We start from the raw sequence: 20,254 nt of genomic DNA on the forward strand, positions 1-20,254 counted from the left end.
TCAGCCGAGGGCCAGGGCCTGCACCCGGTCCAGGGCGCCGTTGAACTTGTCGTGGTCGCCGACCGTCGGGCCGGAGGAGGTGTACTGCCACATCGTGTAGTACGACCACCCGGCCGGAAGCGTTCCCGGGTCGGAGGCGTAGCGGGCGATCCACAGCGGGTTGTTCACGGCGAAGCCGCCGTAGTTGCCGGTGCACTGGGTCCACCAGCTGGTGGCGGTGTAGATGACCGGGTAGCGGCCGGTGCGGGCCTTGTAGGTGTTGATGAAGTCGGCGATCCAGCTCACCATCTGGCTCGCGGTCTTGCCGTAGCAGGCGGCGCCGTACGGGTTCCACTCGATGTCGAGGGCGCCGGGCAGCGTCTTGCCGTCCCGGGACCAGCCGCCGCCGTGGTCCACGAAGTAGTTGGCCTGGGTGGCGCCGCTGGTGGTGTCCGGGGTGGCGAAGTGGTACGAGCCGCGGATCATGCCGACGTTGTAGGAGCCGTTGTACTGCTGGGCGAAGTACGGGTTCGTGTAGTACGTGCCTTCCGTGGCCTTCGTGTACGCCCAGCGGACCCCGCTGTTCCACAGGGTCGACCAGGCGACGTTGCCCTGGTAGCCGGAGACGTCGACGCCCTCGGTCTGGGTGACGTCACCGGTGCTGGGTGTGCCGTCCTGGCCGTCGTGGGCGAGGACGCCCATGCCCATGTGGGCGGAGCCGCGGCTGGGCGTGCTCGCGGCCTGGGCGGAGGTGAGCGGAAGCGTGAGGGAGAGCGCCGCGAGCAGGGCCGTGAGGAGGACGGCGAGGGGGCGGGCGCGGAACGGCAGGGGGGAGCGGACGGAGCGGGTGGAGCCGGGTCTGAGCACGGGCATGACGTGCCTCCGGGGAGTGGAGTGGGGGGAGTGACGTGGGGGACTGCGACACCGACCGTCGGCCCACTGGCGTGGGCATGCCATTAATGACGTGGTAAGGAAGCTACGCACGTAGATACGGCGTGGGAAGAGGGTCCGGACGACGCCGTTGGTCTACGCCTGCGAAATACTGGCAGAGCTGCGGCAATGACGACGTTTGACAGAAACTTTCAGGACTGCGAAACCGAGCAGGGGTGCTGACGTGCACGAGGACGGAAGCGGCGGCGCGCACGGCGCCGTCGGCCAGATGACGCCCAGTGGTGCAGACCAGGAATTCCTGGCGCTGGAGCGCGAGTTGACCGTGCTGCTCCGGCGCGCCCGGGCCAACCAGGGCGAGATGGCCCGGGAGGTCCACCCCGACCTGGAGTCCTCCGCGTACGGCCTGCTCATCCGGCTGGACGAACTGGGCGGCCAGCGGGCCACGGAACTCGCCGGCTACATCGGGGTGGGCAAGGCCACGATGTCCCGCCAGCTGCGTGCCCTGGAGAACCTGGGCCTGATCGCCCGCGAGCCCGATCCGGCCGACGGCCGCGCCTGGCTCGTCACCCTCACCGACGAGGGCCGCCGCCGCGTCGGCACGGTCCGTGAGGCCCGCCGCGCCCGCTACGTCCGCCAGCTCGCCCACTGGGACCGCCACGAGGTCGCCGAACTGGCCCGGCTGCTGCACGAGCTGAACGGCGTCATGGCGAAGTAGCGCGACACCGCTGCCGTGGCCCGCCCCGGCACCCCGTCCCGCCCGTCACAGCTCCACGTACACCACCGTCGCGTCGTCGTGCGTCTTGCCGCGCCCCAGGAACGTCCGCTCCTCCCGGTCCGCCGTCTCCAGCTCCCGTACCCGCTCCACGAGCGACCGGGCGCCCTCCTTGGCGACCAGGTCGAACAGGGCCGTCCAGTCGCCCTCGCGGAACGTCTCCGTCCAGCGGGTCGCGCCGTCCGTCAGTGCCGCCAGCGCCCGGACGTCCCGCCGGGGCAGGGTGCCGGTGACCGCCCGGGCGGCCACGGCGGGGTCGGCGGCGGCGGTGAAGAAGCCGCCCTCCTTGTTGCGCAGGTCCGCGTCGACCAGGGCGTCCGTGGCGAGCGCGGAGCGGGGCAGCCGGGCCAGCCGGTCGTCCAGCAGCGGGGTGACCGTGCCGTCGGGTCCCCGCACCAGCAGCACGGCGTCGGACAGCACCAGGTACTCGACCGCGGTGGCGGACCATCGGGTCAGGGCGACGGTTGCCTGGGGGGTTCGCGGGTGAGAAAGCTCACAGGTCTCCGCATGGGCGTCCGCGGTGCGCCGGATCGCCCGCGCGAGAATCTCCGAGAGCGTCAGATCTCGGTCGTAAACGGTCAGTTCGGTCAGTGCGCCGCCCAGTCGCGCGGTGAACCAGGGGACGGAATGCAGACAGCCCGTCCCGCCGCTGGGCGGAGTTACTCCGTCCAGGACGATCACGCAACCTCCCTGTCCGGAGGCGGGTAGTCCGACACCGGCGAAGTCCTCGTTGGGGCGGGACGCGTCGCCGGGTTCCGAGACGAGATCAGTGCGCATCCAGCCAGTCTGCACGAGCCCTTCACACGGTGCGCCAAAGGCTGGCACGAGCCGGTGAATTCTCACGACCCCGCAGGTCAGGCGCCTGGTTTGGGTAGAAATGATCTACTCCGGGAAGGCGTGGCGGCGAATACTGCCAAAGCCTGCCGCGTGCGTCCAACCGGCCCGCCGCGCAAGAGCGCCGCACGCGCCAGGGGAACTTGCCCGCCAACTCCCCTCCGATGTTCACTCCTTCGGGTGGCGGGTCAGGTGATGCGCGACCACTGCCCACCGGCACTGGGAGGGTCGGGAACCGTACGAACCGGGTGTACGCACCACTTGGCACCGAGCTGACGGGGCGCCACCCGGGCCCCTGGGTAGACGAGTTCAGGAATGCGAGCACCGGTGCAGAAGAAGCGGCCTCGGCGCACAGGCAGGCAGACGGCCCCCGAGGGGACCGTCCCCCAGACCCCCGTGGGCTCCGGTCGCCCCACCCATGTGCGCACCCGGCTGATCGTCGCCGTCGCCGTGGTGGCCGCCGCCGTCGCGGGGGCCGGGGCGCCCGCACTGCTCACCGCCTCCCAGGACGTCAGCGACTCCCAGGACCTGGTGACGCTGGCCGCCCGGACCCAGGACGCGCTCACCCTGGCCCACTCCCTCGCCGACGAACGCGACGAGGTCACCTCCTACGTCGCGGCCGGCCGCCCCAAGGACAAGGCGCCCTCCGAGGACCGCAGCGCCCGGGTGGACCGGCAGGTCGAGGAGTTGCGCGCCGACACCGACATCCCGGCGGGCCTGCGCACCGCCCTCGACGGCGTCGACGCGCTCCGCCGCAGCGCCCTCACGGGCAAGACCGGCGCCCTCCAGACCCACCAGGCGTACTCGGCGACGATCACCGCGCTGCACCGGCTCGCCGAGCAGCTCGCCGCGCAGATGCCCCCGCGGGCCGGCTCCGGCGGCCACGCCCTGGCCGAACTGGACTCCGCCGTCCAGCAGTCCGCCGCCGCCCGCGGCCTGCTGCTGGCCGCGCTGAACATCCCGTCCAGCACCCGGACGGTGATCGACCCCACCACCGGCCTGCCCACCACGACCGCCACCAGCACCGAGGCGGACCGCAAACAGCGCGACGCGCTCACCGCCGCCGCCCAGCAGGCCCGGCTGCGCGCCGACGCGGCCCTCGCCGACTTCCGCGAGACGGCGCCGAAGGCGGCCGTGGACTCCTACGACTCCACGGTCACCGGTCCCGAGGTCAACTCGGCCGACAAGTACCTCGCCTCGCTCACCGACCGGCCCACCCTCGCCGACAGCGAGCTGACCACCAGCACCAAGAAGCTGGACGCGGCCCTGTCCGCCCGTGTCGACCTGATGCGCGGCGCGGAGTCGGCGCTCTACGACCACCGCACCAAGGACCTCGCGAAGCTCCGGGACGACGATGTCACCGCCCTGGAGATCCGCGTCGCCGTCCTGGGTGCGCTGATGCTGGTCGCGGTCGGCATCGCCACGGCCATGGCCCGCTCCCTGACCCGCCCGCTGTCGGTCCTGCGCCGCGGCTCGGCCCGCCTCGCCGGGTCCGAGGACCCGACGGCCCAGGAGCCGATCGCCTTCACGGGCCGCAACGACGAGTTCGCCCAGGTGGTCCGCTCGGTCAACGCCCTGCACGCGCACGCCGTGGCGCTGCACGAGCGCGTGGCCACCCTGGAGACCGACCGCAAGCACCTGGTCGGCCAGCGCCAGAAGATGGCCGACGCCCGCGAGGAACTGCGCGCCGAGCTCGCCGAGTCCACCGCCCAGCTGGGGCGGCTGCGCACCAGCATCGGCTCCACCTTCGTCAACCTGGCCCTGCGCACCCTGGGCCTGGTCGAACGCCAGCTCGCGGTCATCGAGGGCCTGGAGGACCGCGAGCAGGACCCCGACCGCCTCGCCACCCTGTTCAAGCTGGACCACTTCGCCACGGTCATGCGCCGGCACAGCGAGAACCTCCTGGTCCTCGCCGGCACCGAGCACGTCCAGCAGCATCCGGGCCCGGTGCCGCTGGTCGACGTGGTCCGGGCGGCGGTCAGCGAGATCGAACGCTACGAACGCGTCCGCATCGCGGCCCTCCCGCCGCACGCGCACGTCGCGGGCTTCGCCGCCGACGACCTCTCCCACCTGCTGGCCGAACTCATGGAGAACGCGACCTCGTTCTCCCCGCCGGACCTGCCCGTCGAGGTCTCCGGCTGGCTCCTGGAGTCGGGTGAGGTCATGCTGTCGGTCCAGGACGAGGGCATCGGCATGACCGCCGACCGCCTGGACGCCCTCAACGGCCGCCTCGGCGACTTCGACCCCGACTCCCTCTACGACCAGGAGGGCGAGGAGGGCCTCGGCCTCGGCCTGTACGTCGTCGCGCGCCTCGCGCACCGGCACGGCGTCCGCGTCCAGCTGCGCGAGCAGAAGCAGGGCGGCATCGCGGCGGTGGTGGTCCTCCCGGCCCCCCTGCTGGTCGAGGCCGCGCCCACGGCGCTCCCGCCGCAGAGCACCGCCCCCGGCGGCACGGGCACCTTCACCCTCCCCGGCGCCGACGCCGAGGCCAACTCCAACGTCCTGCCCACCCGCGCCAAGCACCAGGACCCCCTGGTCACCCTGGCGGAACAGGCCGTGCGGGACGCCTCCGCCGAAGCACCGGGGGAGTCACCGCGGGAGGCACCGGCGGAGGCCCACGAGCAGGCCGCCCAGCCCGCCCAGGACACGGAGACCCGCCCGAAGGCCCCGGCGGAGACGTACGCCGAGACGACGATGGAGCTGCTGCTCCCCAGCCCGCCGGCCGCCGCCGACGGCGAACACACCCCACAGGAGCCCCCCGCACCCGACGACGAGACCCGTACGGATGGCGCCGACGGGCACCCGGACTCCGAAAGCGGAGCCGAGGAGGAGCGGCTCACCAGCAAGGGGCTCCCCAAGCGCACACCGAAGATCACCGCCCCCAACACCCCGCCCCGCCAGCGCAGCACCAGCGTCGACGCCGAAGCCCTGCGCCGCAGGCTCGGTGGTTTCCGCACCGGCGCCCAGGCCGGCTACCGCGACGTAGAGGCGGAGATCGCCGAGCAGACGGCCAACAACCGGCGGCCGACCAGCCACGCACACGCCGAAGAAGCCACGGGGGGCACAGCCGAGGAGGCAAGCAGTTGACCGCGCCCACTACCTACGGACTGAGCAGTGAAGCCCGCAACCTGCACTGGCTGCTGACCAACCTGGTCGAGGAAGTACCCGGCATCCAGTCCGTCGCCGTGGTCTCCTCCGACGGGCTGCTCCTGCTGTCGTCCGACCCGGGTCACACGGAGGACGCCCGCCAGTCCCGCGACACCAAGCGGACCGGCCCCCGGGGCTCCTCCGCCGACCTCGCCACCATCGTCTCCGGCATCGGCAGCCTGACCGTCGGCGCCGCCAAGCTGCTGGAGTTCGGCGGGGTCAAGCACACGATGGTCGCGATGGAGGAGGGCAGCCTGTTCGTGATGTCGATCAGCGACGGCTCGCTGCTCGGCGTGCACGGCTCCGCCGAGTGCGACATGAGCGTCGTGGCGTACCACATGGCGCTCTTCGTCGGCCGTGCCGGCCACGTCCTGACGCCCGAGCTCCGCAGCGAGCTGCGCAAGAACCTGGAAGCCGATTCGACGGGGAGCGACCGATGACCGGTACCCCGAAGAAACCAGGGAAGACACAGCTCCCGGTCCGCGGCGGCGACCGCAAACCCGCCCGCGTCCGCCCCTACTCGCTCACCGGCGGCCGTACCCGCTTCGGCCACGTCCTCCTCGTGGAGACGTTCGTGGCGGCGCTGGAGGCCCCCGAGGAGCGCAAGGAACTGACGAACGGCTCGCTCACCACCCGGGTCATGCCGGAGATGCGGGCCATCGTCGAACTGTGCCGCCGTATGCGCACGGTGGCCGAGATCGCCGCGCTGCTCAAGATGCCGCTCGGCGTGGTCCGCGTGCTCCTGAGCGATCTCGCGGACCAGGGAAAGATCCGTGTGTACGGCACCGGAACCGGTCACGGCACCGGCCGCCCGGACCGCGCTCTGCTGGAAAGGGTGCTGAGTGGACTCCGCCGTCTCTGACGCCACCGCCTCCTTCGGGGGCACCCCCCTCGTCGCCGGGTTCAGCGAACCGGACGAGGACCTGAAGTCCTGGCAGACGGACCGGACGCGCGCCCCCATCGCGACGAAGATCGTGGTGGCGGGCGGCTTCGGCGTCGGCAAGACCACGCTCGTCACGTCCGTCTCGGAGATCACGCCGCTGCAGACCGAGGCGCTGATGACCGAGGCCAGCGAGGGCACCGACGACCTGTCCGCCACGCCGGGCAAGCTCACCACCACCGTGGCCATGGACTTCGGCCGCATCACGCTCGACGACGACCTGGTGCTCTACCTGTTCGGCACGCCGGGCCAGCAGCGGTTCTGGTTCATGTGGGACGACCTGGTGCGCGGCGCGATCGGCGCCGTCGTCATGGCCGACACCCGCCGGCTGAAGGACTGCTTCCCGGCCCTGGACTACTTCGAGAGCTGCGGACTGCCGTACGTCGTCGCGGTCAACCACTTCGACGGCAGCGAGCGGTTCGAACCGGAGGACGTGCGGGAGGCGCTGACGATACCGGCGCACATCCCTGTCATGATCATGGATGCGCGGCGGCGGATCTCGGCGATCGAGGTCCTCCTGGCCCTGGTGGGCCACGCGCTGGACGAAACCCCCGAGTAGTCCTCACCCCTCGTCCTGATCCCGTAGGAGGCACCACCCGCATGCGGAAGATACTCGTCGTCGGGGCCGGCCAGTCCGGCCTCCAGCTCGCCCTCGGCCTGCAGTCGCACGGTTACGAGGTCACCCTGATGTCGAACCGGACCGCGGACGAGATCCGCTCCGGCCGGGTCATGTCGACGCAGTGCATGTTCGACACGGCCCTCCAGCACGAGCGCGACCTCCAGCTGAACTTCTGGGAGTCCCAGGCCCCGAAGATCGAGGGACTCGGCGTCTCGGTGGCCGCGCCCGGCTCGCACGACCCGGGCCCGACCCAGCGGGCGATCGACTGGGTGGGCAGGCTCGACGGGTACGCGCAGTCGGTGGACCAGCGGGTGAAGATGGCCGGCTGGATGGAGACCTTCGCCCAGCGCGGCGGCCAGCTGGTCATCCACGGCGCGGCGGTCGGCGACCTGGACTACTTCTCCCGCACCTACGACCTCGTCCTGGTCGCGGCCGGCAAGGGCGAGCTGGTGTCGATGTTCGCCCGCGACCCGGAGCGCTCCCCGTACAGCGAGCCGCAGCGGGCGCTGGCGGTGGCGTACGTCCACGGGCTCGGCCCGCGCCCGGAGCACCCCGAGTTCGACGCGGTCCGCTGCAACCTGGTCCCCGGCGTCGGCGAGCTGTTCGTCATGCCGACGCTCACCACGTCCGGCCGCGCCGACATCCTCTTCTGGGAGGGCATACCCGGCGGCCCGCTCGACGTCTTCCAGGGCGTCAAGGACCCGGCGGAGCACCTCTCCCTGACCCTGGAACTCATGGAGAGGTTCACGCCCTGGGAGTACGCGCGGGCCACGAAGGTCGAACTCACCGACGCGGGCGGCACCTTGTCCGGCCGCTACGCCCCGACCGTCCGCAACCCCATCGGCCGGCTGCCCTCGGGCGGGCTGGTGCTGGGCGTGGCCGACGTGGTCGTCGCCAACGACCCGATCACCGGCCAGGGGTCCAACTCGGCGTCCAAGTGCGCCGCCGCGTACCTCGCGTCCATCCTGGAGCACGGTGACAAGCCGTTCGACGAGGAGTGGATGCGGCAGACGTTCGACCGGTACTGGGCCACCGCCCAGCACGTCACCAAGTGGACGAACGCGATGCTGGCGCCGCCGCCGGAGCACGTGCTGAACCTCATCGGCGCGGCCGGGCAGTTGCAGCCGGTGGCGGATCGATTCGCCAACGCGTTCAACGACCCGGCCGACTTCGAGAACTTCTTCTACGACCCGGAGAAGACGTCCGCGTACCTGGGCTCGCTCACCGGAGCCTGACGGGCTCCCCCCGCGAGGGCTGGCCGCGCCCGCCCGTACCGGGACGTACGGCGCCCAGGACCGGAAAGCTGGCGATCGGTGACACCGTGACCTTCTCACCCGGCCTGGGCGCCTGCACCACCTTCCCGCCGCCGACGTACATCGCCACGTGCGTCGCCTCCGGGAAGTACACCACCAGGTCGCCCGGCAGGAGCCGGTTCAGCGGGACCCTTCCCAGCCGTTCCCACTGCTCCTGGCTGGTGCGCGGGATCGGTGTCCCCGCGTGGGACCACGCCTGGGAGGTCAGGCCCGAGCAGTCGTACGCGTCGGGGCCCTGCGCGCCCCACTGGTACGGCTTGCCGACCTGGTCCAGGGCGTAGCGGACGGCACGGTCGCCGGCCGGGGTGGCCGCGCGGTCGGCGGGCAGGGCGCCCGCGGTGGTCAGGCGCTGCTGGGCCGCGGTGACCCCCTGCTGTTCCAGCCGGGCCACGGCCGCCAGCCGGTCCGGGGTGAGACCGGCCAGCAGGCGTTCCACGTCGGCGAGTTTCCCCTGGACGTCGTCGCGCTGCCGTTTCTGCCGGGCGGCCAGGCCGAGCTGGGTGTCGAGGGCCTTGCGGGCCGCGCGGGCCAGCGCGTCCTTGCGCTGTTCCGCGGCGGTGAGACGGTCCACCGTACGGGCCCGTTCGCGTGCCAGCTCGCCGAGCACATGGCCCTCGTCCAGCGCGTGCTGCGGGTCGGGCGCGAGGAGCACGCGCACGTACGGGCCGAGGCCGCCGCTGCCCTGGTACTGCTGCCGGGCCAGGCGCCCGGCCTCGGTGCGGCTGTCCTGGAGGGTGAGCCGGGCGCGGGCGAGTTCGCCGTCGAGCCGGGCCACCTCGGCGCGCTGCCGCTTCAGCTCCTCGGTCACGGCGTTGTAGGTCTCGGTGGCCTGCTCGGTCTTCCGGTAGAGCTGCTGAAGTTCCGTCAGCAGCTCGGCCACGGACCGCTGGGGGTCCGGTGTGGCCGCCGCGGGTACGGGCACGAGGACGGCCTGGGCCGCCGCCACCGTCGTACAGGCCAGACGCAGAAGCCTTCCTGACACGTCATCACCTCCGCTGCGAGGGAAGCGGAATCTCCACTTCCCAGCGCAACCCGATAATCAGACGTGTCGGTGCCGGCTGGATACGAAGCCTGCGCGGTTCGGCGCAGCGGTTTCACCCGTTCGCGTCGTCCGGCTTGCCGGACGGCGTGGCGTCCGGCTTGGACCAGGGCCAGCGGAGCCTCCCGCCCGACCTGTCGTCCGGGTCGTACCGGTACTTCCACCCCTGGATCAGCCCCAGCCGCCTGCTGTGCCCCCGGGGCACACGGCGGTAGACCAGTACCGTGGGCGGGCCGCCCCCGGGATCCGGGACGGGGATGCGGTACGTCTTCGGGGGGTGCCCGGTGGGGCCGACCAGGACGGGCAGCACGCGTCCGTCCATGGGGCCGCCCTCGAACGGGGTGTCCTGGCTCTTCACGGGTCCAGTCTCAGCCATCCGCCGACAGCGCGGTGACCAGCGCGGCCGTCTGCGGGTCCCGGCCCGCGGTGACGGTGAGGACGGCCAGGAACTGCTCCACCAGCCAGTCGCGCAGCTCCTCCACCGGGGGCTGCTTGTCCTCGTCCAGCCAGATCAGGGAGGCCGCCTCCACCGCCGTGATCCACATCCTGACGGTCATGCGCAGCCGGGGACCGGGATCGGCCACGCCGAGGTGCTGGTGGATGTGTTCGGCGGCGGACCGGCGCACCCCGTCCACGATGGCGGTGGTGCGGGAGGTCTCCACCACGCTGCCGCCCTGGAGCAGCGCGCTGAAGCCGGTGTCGTGCTCGTCCACGAAGGCCAGATAGCGGTCCAGGGCGCGGGACAGCCGGGGCAGCAGGGGGCCCTCGCGGGGCTCGTCGAAGCACTGCCGGAGCTCTTCGGCGGCGGAGCGCAGCGCGGCCTCGTAGAGCTGCTGCTTGCCGCCGGGGAAGTACCGGTACACCAGCGGGCGCGACACCCCGGCCGCCTCCGCCACGTCGTCCAGGGAGACGTCCTCGGGCGCGCGGTGCGCGAAGAGGCCCAGGGCGGCGTCGAGGAGCTGGCTTCGCCGCTCCTCGACGCTGAGCCGGCGGTATGCGGGGGTGGCCGACGGGGTCATGCCTCGCAGCCTAATCGCCGCGCGGCCCCGGCCGGCTTCCAGCCGCCGGTGCGCGGGGCCGCTCGTGCAGTCGCCTATGCCAGGAGGCCGGAGGACCTCCACAGGCGCCGGCCGACACCCCGCAGCACCCCGATGTCGTCGAGGAAGTCCGTCAACCGTTTCGCACCCGTCTGCATGACCTCCCGCCGGTGCGCACTGGCCTTCACCTGCGCCATCGCCTCCCGCTTGTCCAGGCCGACGTTGGTGTAGACCTCCGGGTTGACGAAGGCGACCGAGAAGACGCGGGCGAACTCGCCCGACGTGACCCGGGTGAACTCCTGGGACCACTTCGGCGCGGTCACCATCTGGCGCCGCAGCTCCTCACGGGCGTACCGCACGTGCCGCGCCTCCTCCACCACGTGGATCCGCGTGACGCCCCGGATCAGCGGCTGCACCCGCTCGTCGGGGAACGTCAGCCGCTGCATCCAGTCCAGCACCTCCTCGCCGAGCAGCGTGGCGGTGAAGGAACCGGGGGTGGTGGAGATCGTCTTGAACAGGCGGCCGAGGTTCTGGTGGGCGCGGCTCACCGGGTACCAGGGCGTGCCGCCGTGCGAGATCAGCCGGGCGAACATCTTCGAGTGCCGGCACTCGTCCTCGATCTCGGTGAGCGCGTACCGCACGTGCGCGCTCGTCGCCGCCTTGTCGTAGATGTGCCGGACGAGCAACTGCATGAGGATGATCTCGAACCAGATGCCGAGCGAGGCCAGCGCGGCGGCCTCGTGCCGGGAGAGCAGGATGCGCTGTTCCTCGCTCATCCGCTTCCACATCGGCGTGTCGTACAGCGACACCAGCTCCGGCGGCCAGAACCACTTGCCCTCCTCGAAGGGCGCGTCCCAGTCCAGCTCCTCGTCCGGGTCGAAGGAGTGCTTGGCGGAAGAGACGAGCAGCCGTTCGGCCACCTGTTCCCGGTCCTTGAGCAGGCCGAGCGCGTCGCGCAGCCCGTCCAGCGCGTCCGCTTCCGTCAGGGTCGTCATGGCTCCCTCACCTCGTTACCCGGGGGTAGTCGTCCTGCCTCTTATGAGACTGCCTGTCAGCAAGGTCGTCAATCCCTTGCGCATGACTTGTTGACCCGGCGTCTACGTGTGAGCCTGCGGGGTATGCCGACCCATGAGCTCTACGCCAACGAGCCGGGAGACTCCCCCTGGCAGGTCCCCGCCGCCGGCGCGGCCCGGTTCAGCTGGGAGTACGACGACGGCCGCGACCGCCTCCTCGCCCTGTACCAGAAGGGCAAGGACAAGCAGTGGGACGGGCTGACGCGGATCGACTGGGACCTGGAGGTCGACCCGTACGACGCCCTCGGCACGCCCGACGAGGCGATGTCCCTGTACGGCACCCCGTACTGGGACAAGCTCTCGCAGAAGGACAAGGGCGAGCTGCGCCGGCACTACGCCTCCTGGCAGTTCAGCCAGTTCCTGCACGGCGAGCAGGGCGCGATGATCTGTGCGGCGCGGATCGTGGAGTCGGTGCCCGACCTGGACGCCAAGTTCTACTCCGCGACCCAGACCATGGACGAGGCCCGGCACGCCGAGATCTACGGCCGCTTCCTGCACGAGAAGATGGGCCTCGTCTACCCGATCAACGACAACCTCCGGTCGCTGCTCGGCGACACCCTGCGCGACAGCCGCTGGGACATGCCCTACCTCGGCATGCAGGTGCTGATCGAGGGCCTGGCGCTGGCCGCCTTCGGGATGATCCGGGACACCACGAACAAGCCGCTGCCCAAGCAGATCCTCACGTACGTCATGCAGGACGAGGCCCGGCACGTGGCCTTCGGCCGGATGGCGCTGCGCGACTACTACAAGCAGCTCACCGACGCCGAACTGCGCGAGCGCGAGGAGTTCGTCATCGAGGGCTGCTACCTGATGCGCGACCGGCTGCGCGGGGTGGAGGTGCTGGAGAACTTCGGCATCCCCAAGGCCGAGGCGGAGGCGCTCAGCGAGCGGTCCGAGTTCCTCCGGCTCTTCCGCAAGCTGCTGTTCAGCCGCATCGTCCCGTGCGTCAAGGACATCGGCCTGTGGGGCGAGCGGCTCCAGCGGGCCTATGTCGACATGGGCGTGCTGGAGCTGGGCGACTCCGACCTGGACCTGCTGATGGCCCAGGACGAGGAGCTGGCCGAGCGGCTGGACGCCGAGCGCTTCGCCGCCGAGGAGCGGGAACGGGTGGCCGAGGTGGAGACGGCGATCGAGTCGGGGGCGGCGGAGGACTGACCGGGCGCGGAACGCGGTGCCGGCCGTTCACCCGGGTGCAGTAGCGTGCTGGCGTGTCCATGCCTCCACCGCCGCAGAATCCCGGCCCCTACGGCCAGCAGCCGCCGCAGCAGCCGGGGCCGTACGGCCAGCAGCCGCCGCAGGCCCCGGGCCCGTACGGCTCCCCGTATCCCCAGCAGCCCTACCCGCAGCAGCAGCCGTACCCGGCCCAGCAGCCGTACCCGCAGCAGCAGCCCTATCCCGGCTGGGGCGTGCCGCCGATGGCCCCGCCCCCGAAGAAGCGGCGGATCGGGCTGGTGCTCGGCATCGTGGGCGGTGTCGTCGCGGCCGTCGTGGTACTGCTCATCGTGCTCGGCATGGTGGCCGAGAGCGGCTTCCCCGCGGCGGAGCACAAGCTCACCCTGCCCGGGAAGCTGCTCGACGGGACGTACGAACTCGTCGACGACCTCTCCGGGTCCGAGGGCAAGAAGATCAGCGACGAGGCCGACGGAGCCTGGGACGCCAAGGACACCCACGGCGTGGTCGGCACCTACAGCCCGGGTGGTGACGAGGCCAAGGGCACCCTGGTGGTGTCCGGCATGTACGGCCGGTTCAAGAACACCGAAGAGGCCCGTACGAACATGATGAAGGGCGCCGGCGAGGGCGACGGCGCCACGATCGCCGTACCGGCGAAGGAGTTCGAGCTGGACGGCATCACCATCAGCTGCGAGGTGATGACCGAGGAGCACCTCGGCACGAAGATCACCGTGCCGGTGTGCGCCTGGGCCGACGGCAACACCGGCGCCACGGTCGCCGAGGTGGCCACCGCGGCCATGGATCAGGCCCCCTCGGACGTCGACCTGGAGGCGTTCGCGCGCAAGACCCTCACGATCCGCTCGGAGATGCGCAAGCCGATCGGCTGAGCCTCACGATCCGCTGGTGGGGCCGGTCGGCTGACCGGCTCACCGCCCCAGCACCGCCCGCATCACCTCGCGCGCGATCGGCGCCGCGTCCCCGCCGCCGCTGATCTCGCCCCGGTCCGCCGAGGCGTCCTCCACGACCACCGCGACCGCCACCTGCGGCTCCAGGGCGTCCTCGGCCTGCGCCCAGGAGACGAACCAGGCGTAGGGCACCCCGGCGTTGCCGATCCCGTGCTGGGCGGTGCCGGTCTTGCCGCCGACGAGCGCGCCGGGGATGGCCGCGTTGGTGCCGGTGCCGTCCTCCACCACGCCGGCCATCAGCTCCTTCATGAGGGCCGCCGTGGACGGCCGCATCACCTGCCGCGCCGGCCGGGCCGCGCTGCCCGAGACCGTCTCGCCGCCGTGCCGGACGGTCCGCTCCACCAGGTACGGCGGACGCAGCCGGCCGCCGTCCGCGACCGCCGCCGCGACCATCGCCATCTGCAACGGCGTGGCCCGCGTGTTGTACTGCCCGATCGAGGACAGCGCGAGCTGCGCCCTGTCCACCCGCGTGTCGAAGGTGCTGGGCGCCACGGCGAAGGGGATGCGCACCCCGGTGTCGTTGAACCCGAACGCCTGGGCCGTGGTCGCCATGTCCCGCACCCCCACGTCCACGCCCAGCTTGGCGAAGACCGTGTTGCAGGACCACTCGAAGGCGTCGCGCACCGAGGCGTCCCGGCAGCCGTCGCCCTCGTTGGTCAGCCGGGTGGTGGTGCCGGGCAGCCGGTAGGGGTCGGGGGAGTCGGTGCGCTGGTCCAGGTCGGTCACCACGCCCGCGTCCAGCGCCGCCGCCGCGGTGACCACCTTGAACGTCGACCCCGGCGGATAGGTCTGCCGTACCGCCCGGTTGAGCATCGGCTTCTCCGGGTCGCTGTTGAGCCGCGCCCACGCCGCCGTCACCGCCTCGCTGTTGCCGGACAGCTCAGAGGGGTCGTACGACGGGCTGCTCACCAGTGCCAGGACCCGGCCCGTGGCCGGCTCGACCGCGGCCACCGCTCCCTTCCGCCCGGCGAGCCCCCGGAACGCGGCCTCCTGTGCCTGCCGGTTCAGGGTCGTGACCACATCACCACCGCGGCCCCGCGCCCGCGTCACGTCGTTCCACAGCGGCAGCGGCGCGAGCACCGGATCGGTGCCGGACAGCACCCCGTCCGCCGCGTGCTCCAGATACGTGGTGCCGTACTTCTGCGAGGAGAAGCCGGTGACGGGCGCGTACAACGGGCCGTTGCCGTAGGTGCGTTCGTAGCGGAGCTGCTCACCGGTGTCCACGGAACCGGTGACCGGCTCGCCGCCCACCAGGATGTTCCCGCGCGGCACCTGGTACCGGGCGATCGCGGCCCGGCGGTTCGCCGGATTGCCGTTGTACTCCTCGGACTGCACGACCTGCACCCGGGTCGCGTTGGCCAGCAGCGCCGCCAGCAGCAGCGCGCAGAACACACAGGCGTGCCGGATGTACCTGCCCATCGGGCGCCCGCCGTCGGGAAGGCCGTACTCGGTCACGGCGCCTCCCGGCCGTCGTACTGGCTGCGCGCCGAATCGCTCACCCGGACCAGCAGGGCCACGATCGCCCAGTTGGTGACCACCGAGGAGCCGCCCTGGGCGAGGAACGGCATCGCCATGCCGGTCAGCGGGATCAGCCCGGTGACCCCGCCCGCGATCACGAACACCTGCAACGCCACGATCGAGGCGAGCCCGACCGCCAGCAGCCGGCCGAACGGCTCGCGCAGCGCCAGCCCCGCCCGGTAGCCGCGCTCCACCAGCAGGGCGTACAGCAGCACGATCCCCGCCAGCCCCGCCAGGCCCAGCTCCTCGCCGGCCGTCGCCAGGATGAAGTCCGACTTGGCGGCGAAGCCGATCAGGATGGAGTGGCCGAGTCCGAGCCCGGTGCCGAGGAACCCGCCGGCGGCGAAGGCGAACAGCGACTGGGAGAGCTGGTTGGGGCCCTGCCCGGCCTCGATGGTGGCGAACGGGTGCAGCCAGTCCTCGATCCGCCCGCCCACGTGCGGTTCCAGGCGCCCCACGGCGAACGCGCCGAGCACGGCCAGCAGCAGCCCGACCGCGATCCAGCCGGTGCGCCCGGTCGCCACGTACAGCAGCACCACGAACAGCCCGAAGAACAGCAGCGAGGTCCCGAGGTCCCGCTCCAGCACCAGCACGCCCACGCTCACCAGCCAGATCGTCAGGATCGGCCCGAGCACCCGCCCGGTCGGGAACTGCAACCGCCACAGCCGGCGCCCGGTGTACGCCAGCGCGCTGCGGTTGGCGGCCAGGTAGGCGGCGAAGAACACCGCGAGCAGCACCTTCGCGAACTCGCCCGGCTGGATGGAGAACCCGGCGATCCGGATCCAGATCCGGGCCCCGTTGACCGGCGGGAACAGGATCGGCAGCGCCAGCAGCACCAGGGCGGCCACCACACACACGTACGCGTACCGCTGGAGCACCCGGTGGTCGCGCAGCACCAGCACGACGGCGATGAACAGAGCCACCCCCAGCGTGGACCACACCAGCTGCGTGGGGGCGGCCCGGTCACCCGGTGTCTCCAGGTCCAGCCGGTAGATCAGGACCAGCCCCAGCCCGTTGAGCAGCACGCCGATGGGCAGCGGCAGCGGATCGGCGTACGGCGCCCGGATGCGGACCACGACATGGGCGAACAGGGCGAGCACGCCGAGCCCGGCGCCGTAGCCGACGGCACCGGGCGGCACGGTACCGGTCCGCGCCAGCCCCACCGCGCAGTAGCCGTACACGGACAGCAAGACGGCCAGCACGAGCAGGGACAGCTCGACGCCCCGGCGCCGGGGGAGGCGCACGGCACGCGCGGGAGCGGGAGCCGCCGCCAGGGTGGTTCCGGCCTTCGTCATGTCCGGAACCTACCTAAACGGGGCGTCTTGTGTGTGACGCCGCCCGGGGACAGCGCCCCGAAAGGGGCGCGGGGCCGGGTCGGCATGCGGCTCCGCCGTACGGGCGCGAGCAACCACACACGACGGAAAGCCGGAGAACCGTCTACGGCCCCGGCCCGGACCCGGCCACCGGCAGCGTCAACGTCGCCACCGCGCCCCCGTCCACCGCGTTGGCGAAGGTCAGCGTGGCGCCCAGCACCTCCGCCTGCCCCACCGCGATGGTCAGCCCCAGTCCATGTCCCGTGGCGCCACCCTCCGTGCGGAACCGCTGCGGCCCGTGCGCGACGAGGTACCCCGGATACCCGCCCCCGTGGTCCCGCACGGTCACCACGGGCCCGTCCACGGTCAGCACCACCGGCGGCGCCCCGTGCTTGTGCGCGTTGGCCACCAGGTTCCCCAGCACCCGCTCCAGCCGCCGCCGGTCGGTCTCCACCCGCGCGTCCCGGAGGATCCGCACCTCCGTCTCCGTACCGGACGCCCGCACCACCCGCCCGGCCAGCGCGCCCAGCTCCTCCGTGTCGGCCTCCAGCAGCTCCCGCCCGGTGTCCAGCCGCGAGATCTCCAGCAGGTCCTCGGTCAGCGTGCGCAGCGCCGCCACCCGGTCCCGGACCAGCTCCGTCGGCCGCCCGGGAGGCAACAGCTCCGCCGCCGCGTGCAGCCCCGTCAGCGGGGTACGCAGCTCGTGCGCGACGTCCGCGGTGAACCGCTGCTCGCTCAGCAGCTTGCTCTGCAGGCTCGACGCCATCGTGTCCAGGGCCGCGGCCACCGCCGCCACCTCGTCCTGCGGGCGGGTCGGGTCCTTCGTCCGGGGGTCGTCGACCCGGGCGTCCAGATCGCCCGCGCTGATCCGCCGGGCCACCCGCGCGGTGGCGTGCAGCCGCCGGGTCACCCGGGTCACCGCGAACACGCCGACCAGCACGGTCGCGCCGATCGCCAGTCCCGACGACCACAGGATCGACTGGTCGAGACCGGCGATGGTGCGGGACTGCTGCGAGTAGTCGACCTCCACGGCCAGCGCCTGGTGCCCGGCCGCCGGTCCCGCCGCCCACATGGTCGGCCGTCCCCGGTGCGTGGCGACCATCGTGCCGCGCTTCCCGGCCACCGCCAGCGTCCGCAGCGACGCCGGCAGCCCCTTCGGGTCCACTCCGGCGCCCGGCAGCAGCGTGTCCCCGGCCTCGTACGCCTCGGTGGCGTCCGCGAGCCGGGACAGCGCCAGGTCACGGGCCTGGCCGACGGTCTGGTCGGTCACCGAGACATGCACGAGCACGCCCAGCAGCGCGGCCAGCGCGCAGCACATCACCGTGATGAACGCGGCGGCCTTGACGGCGAGGGTCCCGGCCCACTGGGGGAGCCCGAGCCTCATCACGGGCTCTGCGCCGGGGAGGGCGACGGGGACGGCGTCCTGCCGTGCCGGCCGTCACCGACGTGCAGGTACTCGTCGCGGGAGAACACCATCGCGCGCTGCCCCGGGTCCCACAGCCAGGTGGTGCGGTACTCGTAGCCGGAGATGTCGGCCGGCGAGCGTTCGATCAGCGCCCGGCCGGCCAGCTCGACGCCGATGATCGCGTCGTTGTCGGCCAGCACCTGCACCAGCCTGTGCCGCTCGACGGTGTAGACCCGTACGGCCGTCTGGTTGGTCGGGTACAGCCGGAAGCCGAGCGTCAGATCGGCCCGGCCGTCCCCGGTGAGGTCCCGGTAGTACGGCTTCAGCAGCGGGCAGCGGGCCCGGTCCCCGCCCGGCCGGCACTCCTTCATCCGGTCCACGGTCCCGTGGTAGGCGCCCTTCGACCCGTAGTCGTCGGGGTGTGCCTTCAGCTCCGCCTCCACGACGTCCACCGGGTCGACCGCGCGCATGTCGTCACCGGGGACCGTGACGCCCCGCACGGTCGCCCGGGTCGCCACGTCGTACGGGTAGGCCGGGCTGGACGCCGGGCGCAGATCGGGCCAGAGCCGGGCGGGGCTGACCGCGGTGGGCGTCGGCCCGGCGCCGCGCAGCTCACCGGTGTCCCCGCAGGCCGTCGCGGCCGCCGAGAGCAGGGCGACGGCGGCCACGGCGAGGGCGGTACGCGCGGGACGGTGGACTGGCATGGTCACATTCTGACGGAAGTGAGCTTTGTGCTGCTTCGGGGGTCCGGAGCGGGGCAGCGGGACAGGCTGATCGTGCCCGGCGCCCGGCGAGGCTACTCGGCCAGCTCCTCCAGCAGCCGCACGGTCGTCAGGCCCGCCCGCAGGTACTCCACGAACAGCTCGTTGTGCAGCGCCCAGGCCGAGCGCCGGGCCCGGATCAGCTGGATCGCCTGGTCGGCGGAGTCACCGCGCTGCGCCAAGGCGTGCGCGATCACCAGCCCCGAGCGGTTGTACCCGTGGTAACAGCGCACGAGCACCCGGCGGCCGGCGTCCAGCGCCTCGTTCGCCGCGCGCGCCAGCCGGATCACCCCGGCGAGCTGCGTCCCGTCCAGCGGACCGTCCGGGATCGGCCACACATGGTGCTCCACGCCCGGATCGGGGCCGTACCCCGGCAGCCGCAGCAAGGACTGCACCACATCGAACTCGTCATGGACGACGGCGAACTCCAGGCGTCCGGACCCGCCCCGGAACTCGTGCCCGCCCATCCACAGGCCGGGCACGATCTCGCTCCACGGGCTGTCCGGAGCCGGTACGTCGGGCTGCTCTCCGCGGGTCCGCAACGGCGCCTCCCCAACTCCCCCTCACCGGGCCGTCCTCCACGGTAACCGGTCTTGCCCCGGGAGCACCCCGCCTGTTCCCATGGTCGAGGGGTGATGGCGCATGAGCGGACTGCGCGTGGTGCCGGCCTTCCGGCACGGCCGGGAGCGGCTGTACGTCTGCCGCGAGGACGGCAGCAATATCGCCTGGTACGACCGTGAGACAGGCCGGGTCAACCTGCTCGGCGAGGACAGCAGGGACGATGTGCTCCACGCCCTGAAGCCCTTCCTGACCGGACCGGTGACCGTGGGCCCGCCCCCGGTCCCGACCCCCGCCGAACTCGCCCGTCTGACCCTGCACCCGGACGACGACCTGGCCCCCAACCGCCCCGGCGAGGCCCTGCTCGTCGCCCTCGACCGCGACCCCGGACCCACCCACCGGCTGCGCCCCGACCCGCGCCGGCGCGCCCTGACCGCCGAGCAGACCGTCGGCGAGGCCCTCGACGGCCTGGAGGGGGCCGGCTGGCACACCCTGCACTCCCTCCCCCTGCCCGGCGGCGACCGCATCCACCACCTGGCGATCGGCCCCGGCGGCCTGTTCGCCGTCCACGCCCTGTACGCCCGCAAGAGCCGGGTCCTGGTCGCCGACCCCCTGGTCACCCTGGGCCGCCGCGAGGCCGAGCCGCTGCTGCGCCGGCTGCGCGCCGACGCCGACCGCGCCTCGTACGCCCTCACCGCCGAGGTCCGCCCGCTGCTGGCCCTCGTCAGCCCGTCCGAGGTGACCGTGACGGCGCAGCCGCGCGGTGTGCGCATCATGACGGACACGGAGCTGGCGGGCCTGGCCCGGCTGGGCGGGGTCCTCAAGCCGGCGGACGTCGAGGCGCTGCACGGGATGGCCCGGGACCGGCACACGTGGGGGAGGCTGTAGCGGGGGCGGCCCGCGCGGGTGCGGATCAGTGG

At 72.5% G+C, this 20,254-nt stretch carries 20 protein-coding genes; 9 read left to right on the top strand and 11 right to left on the bottom strand.

Annotation, left to right across the window (positions count from 1 at the left end; genetic code table 11):
- Entirely contained in the window at positions 1 to 852 is an 852-nt protein-coding gene (locus tag C3492_RS16685) for a lysozyme (RefSeq protein WP_181140402.1), read from the bottom strand.
- A 241-nt stretch (positions 853 to 1,093) separates the two neighbouring features.
- On the opposite strand from C3492_RS16685, the gene C3492_RS16690 reads away from it, so the two are divergent.
- Entirely contained in the window at positions 1,094 to 1,585 is a 492-nt protein-coding gene (locus C3492_RS16690) for a MarR family winged helix-turn-helix transcriptional regulator (RefSeq protein WP_103812551.1), read from the top strand.
- Between the two features lie 45 nt (positions 1,586 to 1,630).
- Here the strand turns inward: C3492_RS16690 and C3492_RS16695 are convergent, their stop codons facing one another.
- Positions 1,631 to 2,419, bottom strand: coding sequence for a protein phosphatase 2C domain-containing protein (locus tag C3492_RS16695; protein ID WP_103812552.1), 789 nt, complete (start codon positions 2,417 to 2,419; stop codon positions 1,631 to 1,633).
- 384 nt (positions 2,420 to 2,803) lie between these two features.
- Here C3492_RS16695 and C3492_RS16700 point away from each other — a divergent pair, with 384 nt between their 5' ends.
- From C3492_RS16700 to C3492_RS16720, 5 genes are read left to right on the top strand one after another with little or no spacing between them, the layout of a single operon-like run.
- The gene (locus tag C3492_RS16700) at positions 2,804 to 5,563 is read left to right on the top strand and encodes a nitrate- and nitrite sensing domain-containing protein (RefSeq protein ID WP_181140403.1); all 2,760 of its coding nucleotides are present in this window, start codon (positions 2,804 to 2,806) and stop codon (positions 5,561 to 5,563) included.
- Positions 5,560 to 6,063: a roadblock/LC7 domain-containing protein gene (locus C3492_RS16705; protein ID WP_103812553.1), complete on the top strand. Its 504-nt coding sequence runs from the start codon at positions 5,560 to 5,562 to the stop codon at positions 6,061 to 6,063. Before C3492_RS16700 ends, C3492_RS16705 begins: the two co-directional genes overlap by 4 nt.
- Positions 6,060 to 6,485, top strand: coding sequence for a DUF742 domain-containing protein (locus C3492_RS16710; RefSeq protein WP_030657823.1), 426 nt, complete (start codon positions 6,060 to 6,062; stop codon positions 6,483 to 6,485). The genes C3492_RS16705 and C3492_RS16710 overlap by 4 nt, the downstream gene beginning before the upstream one ends.
- Positions 6,466 to 7,122, top strand: a complete 657-nt coding sequence (locus tag C3492_RS16715; protein WP_103812554.1) for an ATP/GTP-binding protein — start codon at positions 6,466 to 6,468, stop codon at positions 7,120 to 7,122. Before C3492_RS16710 ends, C3492_RS16715 begins: the two co-directional genes overlap by 20 nt.
- A gap of 41 nt (positions 7,123 to 7,163) precedes the next feature.
- Positions 7,164 to 8,417 carry a styrene monooxygenase/indole monooxygenase family protein gene (locus C3492_RS16720; RefSeq protein WP_103812555.1) on the top strand — a complete coding sequence of 418 codons (1,254 nt, stop codon included), beginning with the start codon at positions 7,164 to 7,166 and terminating at the stop codon, positions 8,415 to 8,417.
- On the opposite strand, the gene C3492_RS16725 is transcribed toward C3492_RS16720, so the two are convergent.
- The 4 genes from C3492_RS16725 to C3492_RS16740 all read right to left on the bottom strand — a co-directional run bounded on the left by C3492_RS16725 (position 8,404) and on the right by C3492_RS16740 (position 11,566).
- Complete coding sequence (locus C3492_RS16725; protein ID WP_103812556.1) at positions 8,404 to 9,477, bottom strand: C40 family peptidase; 1,074 nt, start codon at positions 9,475 to 9,477, stop codon at positions 8,404 to 8,406. The genes C3492_RS16720 and C3492_RS16725 overlap by 14 nt on opposite strands.
- Positions 9,478 to 9,589: 112 nt before the next feature.
- A complete protein-coding gene (locus tag C3492_RS16730; protein WP_103812557.1) occupies positions 9,590 to 9,892 on the bottom strand; it encodes a hypothetical protein in 303 nt (100 codons plus the stop codon).
- A gap of 10 nt (positions 9,893 to 9,902) precedes the next feature.
- A complete protein-coding gene (locus C3492_RS16735; protein WP_103812558.1) occupies positions 9,903 to 10,553 on the bottom strand; it encodes a TetR/AcrR family transcriptional regulator in 651 nt (216 codons plus the stop codon).
- A 74-nt stretch (positions 10,554 to 10,627) separates the two neighbouring features.
- Positions 10,628 to 11,566 (bottom strand): diiron oxygenase, encoded by a 939-nt coding sequence (locus C3492_RS16740; protein WP_014674968.1) that lies wholly within the window; start codon positions 11,564 to 11,566, stop codon positions 10,628 to 10,630.
- Positions 11,567 to 11,689: 123 nt separating this feature from the next.
- Here C3492_RS16740 and C3492_RS16745 point away from each other — a divergent pair, with 123 nt between their 5' ends.
- Both C3492_RS16745 and C3492_RS16750 read left to right on the top strand, forming a co-directional pair.
- Positions 11,690 to 12,799, top strand: a complete 1,110-nt coding sequence (locus C3492_RS16745; RefSeq protein WP_103812559.1) for a ferritin-like domain-containing protein — start codon at positions 11,690 to 11,692, stop codon at positions 12,797 to 12,799.
- 53 nt (positions 12,800 to 12,852) lie between these two features.
- Positions 12,853 to 13,701 carry a hypothetical protein gene (locus C3492_RS16750; RefSeq protein ID WP_103812560.1) on the top strand — a complete coding sequence of 283 codons (849 nt, stop codon included), beginning with the start codon at positions 12,853 to 12,855 and terminating at the stop codon, positions 13,699 to 13,701.
- Positions 13,702 to 13,740: 39 nt separating this feature from the next.
- On the opposite strand, the gene C3492_RS16755 is transcribed toward C3492_RS16750, so the two are convergent.
- The 5 genes from C3492_RS16755 to C3492_RS16775 all read right to left on the bottom strand — a co-directional run bounded on the left by C3492_RS16755 (position 13,741) and on the right by C3492_RS16775 (position 19,318).
- Positions 13,741 to 15,198, bottom strand: coding sequence for a penicillin-binding transpeptidase domain-containing protein (locus C3492_RS16755; RefSeq protein ID WP_181140418.1), 1,458 nt, complete (start codon positions 15,196 to 15,198; stop codon positions 13,741 to 13,743).
- Between the two features lie 32 nt (positions 15,199 to 15,230).
- A complete protein-coding gene (locus tag C3492_RS16760) occupies positions 15,231 to 16,592 on the bottom strand; it encodes an FtsW/RodA/SpoVE family cell cycle protein (RefSeq protein ID WP_103812562.1) in 1,362 nt (453 codons plus the stop codon).
- A 142-nt stretch (positions 16,593 to 16,734) separates the two neighbouring features.
- Positions 16,735 to 17,994 (bottom strand): HAMP domain-containing sensor histidine kinase, encoded by a 1,260-nt coding sequence (locus tag C3492_RS16765; protein WP_103812669.1) that lies wholly within the window; start codon positions 17,992 to 17,994, stop codon positions 16,735 to 16,737.
- Positions 17,994 to 18,719 (bottom strand): hypothetical protein, encoded by a 726-nt coding sequence (locus C3492_RS16770; protein ID WP_103812563.1) that lies wholly within the window; start codon positions 18,717 to 18,719, stop codon positions 17,994 to 17,996. The genes C3492_RS16765 and C3492_RS16770 overlap by 1 nt, the downstream gene beginning before the upstream one ends.
- Positions 18,720 to 18,811: 92 nt before the next feature.
- A complete protein-coding gene (locus C3492_RS16775; RefSeq protein ID WP_181140405.1) occupies positions 18,812 to 19,318 on the bottom strand; it encodes a dual specificity protein phosphatase family protein in 507 nt (168 codons plus the stop codon).
- Positions 19,319 to 19,418: 100 nt separating this feature from the next.
- Here C3492_RS16775 and C3492_RS16780 point away from each other — a divergent pair, with 100 nt between their 5' ends.
- Positions 19,419 to 20,222, top strand: a complete 804-nt coding sequence (locus C3492_RS16780; RefSeq protein WP_103812564.1) for a nuclease-related domain-containing protein — start codon at positions 19,419 to 19,421, stop codon at positions 20,220 to 20,222.
- Positions 20,223 to 20,254: the final 32 nt, after the last annotated feature.

This window comes from Streptomyces sp. Ru62, from assembly GCF_002920615.1.
In the GTDB taxonomy this organism is placed as follows: Bacteria; Actinomycetota; Actinomycetes; order Streptomycetales; family Streptomycetaceae; genus Streptomyces.

Excerpts from the sequence above, each read along its gene's own strand:
- C3492_RS16735 (WP_103812558.1), bottom strand. The coding sequence starts at position 10,553 with ATGACCCCGTCGGCCACCCCCGCATACCGCCGGCTCAGCGTCGAGGAG.
- C3492_RS16770 (WP_103812563.1), bottom strand. The coding sequence starts at position 18,719 with ATGCCAGTCCACCGTCCCGCGCGTACCGCCCTCGCCGTGGCCGCCGTC.
- C3492_RS16710 (WP_030657823.1), top strand. The coding sequence starts at position 6,060 with ATGACCGGTACCCCGAAGAAACCAGGGAAGACACAGCTCCCGGTCCGC.
- C3492_RS16695 (WP_103812552.1), bottom strand. The coding sequence starts at position 2,419 with ATGCGCACTGATCTCGTCTCGGAACCCGGCGACGCGTCCCGCCCCAAC.
- C3492_RS16780 (WP_103812564.1), top strand. The coding sequence starts at position 19,419 with ATGAGCGGACTGCGCGTGGTGCCGGCCTTCCGGCACGGCCGGGAGCGG.
- C3492_RS16745 (WP_103812559.1), top strand. The coding sequence starts at position 11,690 with ATGCCGACCCATGAGCTCTACGCCAACGAGCCGGGAGACTCCCCCTGG.
- C3492_RS16740 (WP_014674968.1), bottom strand. The coding sequence starts at position 11,566 with ATGACGACCCTGACGGAAGCGGACGCGCTGGACGGGCTGCGCGACGCG.
- C3492_RS16765 (WP_103812669.1), bottom strand. The coding sequence starts at position 17,994 with ATGAGGCTCGGGCTCCCCCAGTGGGCCGGGACCCTCGCCGTCAAGGCC.
- C3492_RS16760 (WP_103812562.1), bottom strand. The coding sequence starts at position 16,592 with ATGACGAAGGCCGGAACCACCCTGGCGGCGGCTCCCGCTCCCGCGCGT.
- C3492_RS16755 (WP_181140418.1), bottom strand. The coding sequence starts at position 15,198 with ATGGGCAGGTACATCCGGCACGCCTGTGTGTTCTGCGCGCTGCTGCTG.
- C3492_RS16720 (WP_103812555.1), top strand. The coding sequence starts at position 7,164 with ATGCGGAAGATACTCGTCGTCGGGGCCGGCCAGTCCGGCCTCCAGCTC.
- C3492_RS16685 (WP_181140402.1), bottom strand. The coding sequence starts at position 852 with ATGCCCGTGCTCAGACCCGGCTCCACCCGCTCCGTCCGCTCCCCCCTG.